Raw genomic sequence first — 1892 nt, forward strand, 5'->3', positions numbered from 1 at the left:
TAGATTACTCATGTTATACCCCTGAAACTCAGGGGTTTGAATCACGCAGCCGAGATGACGGCAACCAAATTAATGGGTCCAGAACCTAGGCAATCGTTTTCACACGCCGACGCTCAATTGAGAACTCAGCGGTTCAAATTGAAAATCGCTACAAAAGTTTGGGCTCTATTGCGGCTGTCCTCAGCGCTTCAGCTTGCTTAGCATCTCGAAAGAAGGAGTAATGTGCCGGACTCCCTGCCAAATCTATCTGGTCAGAGATTATTTCTATTGCCTTGTCTATGATCGCAGGACGTTCCTGTTTCGCAACCGATGGTCCAAGCAGATTGCAAAGCATCAGGACGTGAAAAATGCCATAGGTTAGGAACGTATTTTGTGTTCGGTGTTTTCCGCGAATTCGGATGTCATCTTGGACAATTCTCTTACGTTCGTCGATTAGCTCAAACCACTCTAATGCCTCGACAAGAACGGGGACACTCACACTTCCAAATACGTTGTAGTAGAGGTCAGTAAAGATTACGTCCGAGTCTCTCTTTGCTCTAACCGGGTCGTGATGCACATAGCTAAGCAAGATTTGACCAGCCTTGAGGGCATCCAAGTGGGTTTCATTTTCGTCATAGTCGTCCTGAAAACCCCTCTTTCGCATATAGAAAATTCCGACGTCGCGAAGGTCCTTCTCTAACTTTCTTTGAATATCATCATTTGCCCTTAGATCACGCGGATTTATACGGCTTTGATTGTTTGTAGAAACAGCAATTCTTGCAATCAGATCAGGGTCTTCAGTTTCAAACACCCTGAACAGCACAGATAACTTCTCAAACTTCGACATATCTGGATAGTAGTCTTTGATGGCATCAAAAATAGCGGAACATGTCTGTGCCCCGTTGACGATACTCATTCTCTTGATGCCGATCTTTGGCATATCCGACGCGTTACGATTGACCCGGCATTGCGAGCCTACAATGGTGATGCCGTTATTGAGGGAGGCAAAATTAGTGTTGTCACTCGATGCTGCAGTCTTAAATATTTCTTTGTTTACAGGGTTGTTTAGGCCGAGAAAGCCCCGGACGTTCATATTGAAAAGCGTGTAGTCAATCTTTTTGTCGTCTCGCATGTCGCGGAGGAGTTTGTATAGTTCGAGACCGGAAATGTAGCCGACCACGCTACGCAATTCCGTATTCCCCGACTCAAGCACTCCTGTATCACGCGCATAAAAAACGTGATTTGTCCTGCTGCTGTGTGAGTTCAAGCAGAATTCAACTACTTCATCTAAGTGAAATTCTTCTACCTGAACGTCTTCGCGCTCAAGAGACCGTGTGCAAGGAGACAGTTGTTGCTGATTGCATGGCATTCCATTCCCTACAAGCCAGAGTTTAAAGGAAGGGAACTCCCGATTTACGATGTCTCTTATCTCAAGAATTTTCTGCTCAAGCTTGGGGTTGACGAGTTTGTCGAGAACACATTTTTTGTCCTTCAAGATTTCAAAAAACCTGAGTACTTTTTCCGCGCTGCTATGCGGGAAAGGATTTGCTGCTTTCCTCTTGCTTTCGAACACTTTTGATTGGAGCAGGTGAATGACGGGCTCATCGCCTCGACGATCAATATGAATTGCATCAACGCCGCAGTCATTGCCTCCATCTGTGAACGCCTCGTCAATCGCCACTTTCTCACAATAGAATCTGTGTGTGAGAAAGATGTGGATTAGAGCCTGACTTCTTTGTTGGACTTCCTGGCTGGCAATTAGACGGTCAATTCGTTCGTTCAGCCGATCAAATTCATCTTCATTGAATGTTCTCATAAAAAACCTAGGTTCTGGACCCATTAATTTGGTTGCCGTCATCTCGGCTGCGTGATTCAAACCCCTGAGTTTCAGGGGTATAACATGAGTAATCTAT

Annotated in this window: 1 protein-coding gene; it reads right to left on the bottom strand. The window is 45.2% G+C overall.

The window, feature by feature from the left end; all coding sequences use genetic code 11:
• Window positions 1-148: 148 nt before the first annotated feature.
• The gene (locus ACR0JE_RS19595; protein ID WP_480865358.1) at window positions 149-1837 is read right to left on the bottom strand and encodes an AIPR family protein; all 1689 of its coding nucleotides are present in this window, start codon (window positions 1835-1837) and stop codon (window positions 149-151) included.
• Window positions 1838-1892 lie beyond the last annotated feature (55 nt).

This window comes from Ruegeria sp. H3, from assembly GCF_056533095.1.